Here is a 552-nt window from a genome sequence, read left to right as displayed (position 1 = left end):
CTCGCCGGGATCGACGGCACCCGCGACCGGGCGGCGCTCCTGCGGACCGGCGCGGACGCCCGCGTCGAGAGCGACGCGCCCCTGTCCGGCGCCCTCTCCTCCCGGGTCCGCCGCACACTCGGTGTCGACACGGTCACCCCGGTCACCCTCCGCTACGACGCCGAGGTCCTGGACGGCTCGCGCCGGCTGCCGCTCGCGGCGGTGGACCCGGCCGCGTACGGCCGCCTCGCCCGGCACACCGGCCTCGGGGCGTTCCCGGAAGGCGCGTTGAAGGCGACGGGCAGGACGGTCCCGGCCCTCGTCTCGCCGTCCATGGCCGAGCTGTTCGCCGACGGCCGGCTCGACCTGTGGATGAACGGCGAGACCGTGCCGCTGCGGATCGCGGCCGTCCGCGCCACGACACCCGCCCTTTCCGACGACTTCCTGATCGTCGACGACGCGGCCCTCGCCCGCGCCACCGGCGTCCCGAGCCGCCCCACGACGCTGCTGCTCACCGGCTCCGGGGGCCGGGTCGACGCGGCCGCCCTGCGCAAGGCCGCAGGCTCGGGGCCG

Annotated in this window: 1 pseudogene; it reads left to right on the top strand. The window is 77.9% G+C overall.

Going from position 1 to position 552, the window contains the following annotated elements:
• A pseudogene (locus tag G3I40_RS02105) lies at nt 1–552 on the top strand (ABC transporter permease); the annotation flags it as partial.

Origin of the sequence: Streptomyces sp. SID14478 (assembly GCF_010548525.1) — a bacterium.
Classification (GTDB): Bacteria; Actinomycetota; Actinomycetes; order Streptomycetales; family Streptomycetaceae; genus Streptomyces.
Note: the sequence above shows the minus strand (reverse complement) of the source record. Positions and strands in the feature narration are given on the sequence as shown.